Below are 5,662 nucleotides of genomic sequence, written 5' to 3'. Positions count from 1 at the left end.
ACTATACGCTGGCCGATTTCGACCGCGCCGTCCGCCAGGGCGTTGCGCGAGACGGACACCGCCTCTATCCGGCAATGCCCTATCCCTCCTATGCAAAGATGAGCGACGACGACATCCGCGCGCTCTATGCCTATTTCACCAGCAAGGTCGAGCCTGTGAAACAGACGGACAGACCCTCGGATATCAAATGGCCGATGAACATGCGCTGGCCGCTCGCGCTCTGGAACGCGATCTTCACCGAAAGCGGAGCCTATGAAGCGAAAGCCGCCGGCGACGATCGCTGGAACCGGGGTGCCTATCTCGTGCAGGGACCTGGCCATTGCGGCAGCTGCCATACGCCGCGCGCGATCACCATGGCGGAAAAGGCGCTTGACGAAAGCAGTCCGCTCTATCTCTCCGGCGCCCTTCTCGACGGCTGGTATGCGCCGAGCCTGCGTGGCGACCCGAATACCGGCCTTGGCCGCTGGAGCGAGGACGATATCTACACTTTCCTCAAGACCGGCAGGAACGGTCATGCCGTCGTCTTCGGCTCCATGGCGGATGCGTTCAACAATTCGACGCAGTTCATGACCGATGACGACCTTAAAGCCATAAGCCACTATCTGAAATCGTTGCCCGGCGACCCCAGCCGCGACCGCACGCCCTGGCAATATGATGAAGGTACCGCCCAGAACGTCTCGCTCACCACGCGCGAACACATCCCGGGCGCGCAGACATTCGCGGCCAAATGCAGCTTCTGTCACGGGATCGATGGCCGCGGAAAGCAGCAATGGATTCCGCCGCTCGCGGGCTCCGCCGCTTCGCTTGCCAAAGAAAACGCGTCGCAGATCAACACGACGCTGAATGGCTCCAGCCGCATCGTGGCAAGCGGCATTCCGGATGCGTATCGCATGCCGCCGTTCCGCCAGCAACTTTCGGACCAGCAGATTGCCGATGTACTGACATTCGTGCGCTCGTCCTGGGGAAATCGTGGAGGAGCGGTTGCCGCAAACGATGTAACGACCTTGCGCGAGCATACGGACCCGGCAAGCAGCAGCCCGATCATATTGCAGATGCGGTAGCCTGATCCTCATTTGACGATGCCCCGCGTAGGATGATCCCGCCGCGCGCACTGCTCCGGCTCGGCTGCCGGCGGCGATTTCCTGCCGGTATCGCATGATGTCGGGACGGTGCTTTTTTATTCGCCGCAGGCAATATTCTGATGCCGCGACATGATGATATCCTGTGCTTCCTGAAGCCAGCTAGCTGCGGAGGTCCGCAATGGCAGAAGCATTTCCTGCGACCTCGATGCCGGACCGCGACTGGTGGGCAGCCCTTTGGCCCGACCCGCGGGCCGTCCTCGAGGCGCTTGGCATCCTGCCGGGCATGACGGTTCTCGATCTTTGCAGCGGCGACGGATATTTTACGGCGCCGCTGGCCGAGCTCGTTGCCGGAAAGGTCTATGCGCTCGATCTCGATGAAGCCACGATCGAAATGGCCAAAGCGGAAGTCGCACGGCAAGGCGCGTCGGTGCGAAAATGGATCCGAGCCGATGCACGTGACATAGCCGCACACCTTACGGAAAAGGTCGATTATGTCCTCATGGCGAACACGTTCCATGGCGTTCCCGATCAGCCCGGCCTCGCTTGCGCCGTTCATTCGGTGCTCGTTCCAGGAGGATTATTCGCCATCATCAATTGGGAAGCTCGGCCGCGCGAGGAGACCACGGTGCTCGGGCGGCCGCGCGGTCCCAAGACCGAGATGCGCATGGCGCCGGCAGAGGTCACGGCAATTGTCGAGACCCGTGGCTTCAAGTCCCAGGCCGTGATCGAACTGCCGCCCTATCACTACGGCATCGTTTTCCAAACCTTGTAGGTGGCCCCGTGCCACAGCGGCCCCATAGCGATGTGCCGGGAAGCAAAGACTAAAGCTGAAAGGTGGCAACGCAGTTCAGGCAGCCCCTACCGACGGAGAGGGGCTGCCATGTCGTTCAATTGAATGCGACCGCACGCATCCGGCGGAGCGACAATGCAATCAGCAAACCTGCAATCGCGGCCGCTGTACCTGCCATGAAGACACTGCCATAGCCGGCGCGGTCGGCCAGAAGGCCGGCAAAAGGTCCGGTCAATCCGTAGGCGAGATCCTGAAAGGCCGAGAAGCCGCCAAGCGCCGTTCCGCGCAGGTGCGGCTCCACCCGCCGAACAACCTCCCGACCCATGGCCGGAAAAATCATCGAGCATCCGAGCCCGGTCAAAAACGAGCCCGTCAGGGCAAGCATCGGATCGGTGGCTCTCCAGATCAGCAATTGACCAACCGCTTCGATGGCGAGCGATCCGATGGCGACCGGCAGGCCGCCGATAAGATCCGGCAAATGGCCGACGAGCACGCGCACCAACACAAAACCGACGCCGAAGGCCGTCAGTCCGAGCCCGGCATGGCTCCAACCTTGATCGAGGAAATAGAGGGTGAAGAAAGCACCGATCGCGGCAAAGCCTATGCCCTGAAGGCACACGATCGAACCATCCAGCCAGATCCTGCCGACGACGTTCCAGAAAGGCGGGCGCTCGGCGACGGGATGAGGCGCAACACCGGGAACCCGCCAGGCTGCCAGCAAGCCAACGAACGGCAAAACCGTGCTGATCGCCATCGTACCGGCGAACCCGACCCGGCCGAGCAGTACTAGACCGATCGGGCCGCCCACGGCAAGCGCTCCATAGATGGCCGCACCCACCAGAGCCAGAACCTTGCCCGAACGCGCCGGACCGGCAAAAGCAATGCCCCAGGCGATAGTGCCGACCGCGACCAGGCTTTCGCCCAGCCCCAGAAGCAGGCGGCCGACGAGAAGGAGCAGGAAGGACGGCAGCGGCATTTGCACCAGCAGGCCGGCGACCATTGCCGTCAGAGCTCCTGCGACATAGAAAGCCAAGCCCCGTACCACAGCCACCTTGGCGCCTCGATGATCCGAGAGCCCGCCGGCGTAGCCGCGTGTGAGAATGGTTGCGAGAAAGGCGATGCCGACACCGAGCCCGGCCCAGACATTGCCGAACTGCAATTGGCCGCTCACATAAAGCGGCACGATCGGAAACGACATGCCGACGCAGAGATAAGAAATGAAGAGAATGGTGCTCAGAAGCAGGCCACGCGACGGATCGGATAGCGATTGAAAAGCCATGTTGATCTCCAGGCTTTTCCTCGATCGACGAAGGCATAAAAAAACGCACTCCGACCGACGAGGATCGTTGAGTGCGTTGCTTGACGTCAAACGCTTACGGCCAGCGAAGCTGACCCGCTTCCTTTAGGAGCTTGCCCAATATCTGTCAACATGTCGGCCGAAAGGGCGCCACCTTCGTAAAGGCGGCTTCCAGGTCGACCGGGCATGGCAGACAATCGGATGTCTGCTTATCGCTCGGCCAATGGACTCATTCGGCGACCGGACCGCACCAACCGGGCAGGTAGTCGGCCTCCTTGCCTTTGGCAAGTTCGAGCGCCCTTTCCAGCGCGGCACTGAAATCCTTTTCGAGGTCCTTGCGTTTCACGCGACGGCGCAGAAAATCCGCCCATAGAAATTCGCTGAACGGCGTCGTATCTTTAGCGTAGCCACCGACGCGGCGCAGCTCGCCGGCCAGGGAACGATAGGGATCGTCGATCAGATCCTTGATGCTTTTCGGAATATCTTCATAGCCGCGCCGCTTCCCCTCGTCGTCGAAGGGATGCATCCAGTCGTGGCAATCCATGACGAACCAGAAGGAATCCCGCTCAAGCCGCGAAAGGTCGGCAACCGTCGTCACGAGAACATCCTTCACCCCCTCCTCATAAAGCGCGAGGGAGAGATGATGGTGATCGATGACGTAATATTTCCCTCGCGGGCCGCGAATAGCCGGCACCATATGTTGCCCCAGGAACTCGCCGGCTTGGTCGCCTTCGGCTTCCGCTTTGCGGCGCCAAGCCTTACGCTTGGCCTTGACCTCGCGCATGCCAACGGTGATCTGGGTCGGTCTCAATTCTTCGATCGGAACGGGATGCAGGATCGGTTCGCGCACTGTAACCATTTGAAAGCCCTCCACAAAGGCAGCAGCGCAGCACCCTAGCACAACCGGGCGATCCGGCAAGACAAGCGTGAGGACGACCATTTCCCTGCACAGCGGAACGGCGCGTGGTAAGCCGCGCATAACGGTTCGTTTGTCCGGTTTGCCGATCATGCGGCCGTTTGAATAACCTTGAATTGGGAACGCCTGTAGAAAGCCAGCATTTCCCGCTCGAAGCTTTCCACCGCAAGCAAGACCCACGGCTCGAAATGATTGCTCAGGGAGCACATCCCGCGCCGGCTCCTCACGTCGAGCATTTCACGCAACGTCCAATCTACCAACCCCATCCCATCACTCTCACCCTACCCAGGTCCTTGCGCCAACGTCCCACCAGCCCCAATCGTCTCCAGCGGCGAGCCAATGGAACATAAGTAACCTCTGATCCAAGGAAAGGTGAACAAACATTGTATTAAGGTTTGTAACATGCATTTCGTCTGCATTGTCGCATTCTGGCGACACATGGACTTTGAGAATGCCGATCCACACGTAAGATCGAAGACGTCACCGGAACATCATGCGGGTAACAAAACGGTCGACCGCCCTCGCATTCGTCTCCATCCAGCGCCAAATCATGGCCATGACAAACATGGTCAGGAGCCATCCGAGCATCACATCCGACAGGAAGTGGGCACCGAACATGACGCGGTTGAACGCCACGAACATCAAACATGGCGTCAGAACCAAGGCGGCAATCCATCTGTATGCTGCAGGTATGAACACCAGTAGCGAAAGCGCTGCAGCGGCCCCGGCAGCTTCACCCGAGGGAAAGGAACAATTGTGGCTGCAAGCGGCGGAGAACTGCCATACCGGCGTGAAATCCGCAGTACCGCCGAATTCGATGAGTTCGCGAGGGCGCACGCGCCCGATCGCAACTTTCAGGATCTGCACGACAAGGAGCGGCCCGGCGGCAAAGCTCAAGAGAACAAATAGAGGCTTGTGGGGAGGGCAGAATCTGTACCGCCTCGGCAGAAAAGCATGCACGACGATGATCATCGCCATGATGCCGAGAAGATAGGGCTGACTCCTGCGGCTTATGTCCCTCACCGCCTTCAGGAAGGGATTGTCGACCAGCCAGAAGACGGACCCGTGGGCAAACGAACGCGCGACCGCCAGATCGAGTTTGGTAAAAACCACGAAGACCAAGCTGGTCCAGATGATCAGCATGCCGATGACCACCAGTTCTCCGTCCGTCGCAGCACCCGTTTCAGGCCGGCGCAAGGGCGCTTGATCGGAGGCTGAGCTCCGGAAACGCGATGCAAATTTCCACATGCCATATCTCCCGCGGCAGAATGACAGCAACCTCGATCCCGATTGTCAAGAAATGGCGAAGATCCCATCAAGGTCGCGTTCAGATTCGGCCGGAGAACGGTTGGAGGAGTGTTTGGAAATTGCGAAAGCAGGCTTTGTCCGCAATAGTGCGGCCAAAGGCGGCAAAGCCGAAGGGAAAACGGAAGAAACGCAGGATATCAGATTGGACAACAGTCTCGTTCTCATCGTGGAGGATGAACCGGCGATTGCGCAGATATTGGAGGGCTATCTGACGCGAGACGGCTTTCGCACCGTCCGCGCCGGCGACGGCGAAACAGCGCTCCAGCACC

6 protein-coding genes are annotated in these 5,662 nt (G+C 59.9%); 3 read left to right on the top strand and 3 right to left on the bottom strand.

Annotated features, from left to right (window positions below; all coding sequences use genetic code 11):
* Together Q4Q11_RS30645 and Q4Q11_RS30640 are read left to right on the top strand one after the other, a co-directional pair.
* Window positions 1–1,061 (top strand): c-type cytochrome (locus tag Q4Q11_RS30645; protein ID WP_498571838.1); only part of this gene is annotated, 1,061 nt, incomplete at its 5' end.
* A 199-nt stretch (window positions 1,062–1,260) separates the two neighbouring features.
* Window positions 1,261–1,854, top strand: a complete 594-nt coding sequence (locus Q4Q11_RS30640) for a class I SAM-dependent methyltransferase (protein ID WP_498571837.1) — start codon at window positions 1,261–1,263, stop codon at window positions 1,852–1,854.
* Window positions 1,855–1,969: 115 nt separating this feature from the next.
* Here the strand turns inward: Q4Q11_RS30640 and Q4Q11_RS30635 are convergent, their stop codons facing one another.
* The 3 genes from Q4Q11_RS30635 to Q4Q11_RS30625 all read right to left on the bottom strand — a co-directional run bounded on the left by Q4Q11_RS30635 (window position 1,970) and on the right by Q4Q11_RS30625 (window position 5,333).
* The gene (locus Q4Q11_RS30635; RefSeq protein ID WP_498571836.1) at window positions 1,970–3,151 is read right to left on the bottom strand and encodes an arabinose transporter; all 1,182 of its coding nucleotides are present in this window, start codon (window positions 3,149–3,151) and stop codon (window positions 1,970–1,972) included.
* 247 nt (window positions 3,152–3,398) lie between these two features.
* Window positions 3,399–4,028, bottom strand: a complete 630-nt coding sequence (locus Q4Q11_RS30630; protein ID WP_112509888.1) for a ParB-like protein — start codon at window positions 4,026–4,028, stop codon at window positions 3,399–3,401.
* A 537-nt stretch (window positions 4,029–4,565) separates the two neighbouring features.
* Complete coding sequence (locus Q4Q11_RS30625; protein ID WP_498571835.1) at window positions 4,566–5,333, bottom strand: phosphatase PAP2 family protein; 768 nt, start codon at window positions 5,331–5,333, stop codon at window positions 4,566–4,568.
* 202 nt (window positions 5,334–5,535) lie between these two features.
* Between Q4Q11_RS30625 and Q4Q11_RS30620 the strand changes: the two genes are divergently transcribed.
* Window positions 5,536–5,662, top strand: a 127-nt coding sequence (locus Q4Q11_RS30620; protein ID WP_498571839.1) for a response regulator, incomplete at its 3' end; no start/stop codon positions are given.

This window comes from Rhizobium sp. UFLA01-1127, assembly GCF_059803845.1.
Note: the sequence above shows the minus strand (reverse complement) of the source record. Positions and strands in the feature narration are given on the sequence as shown.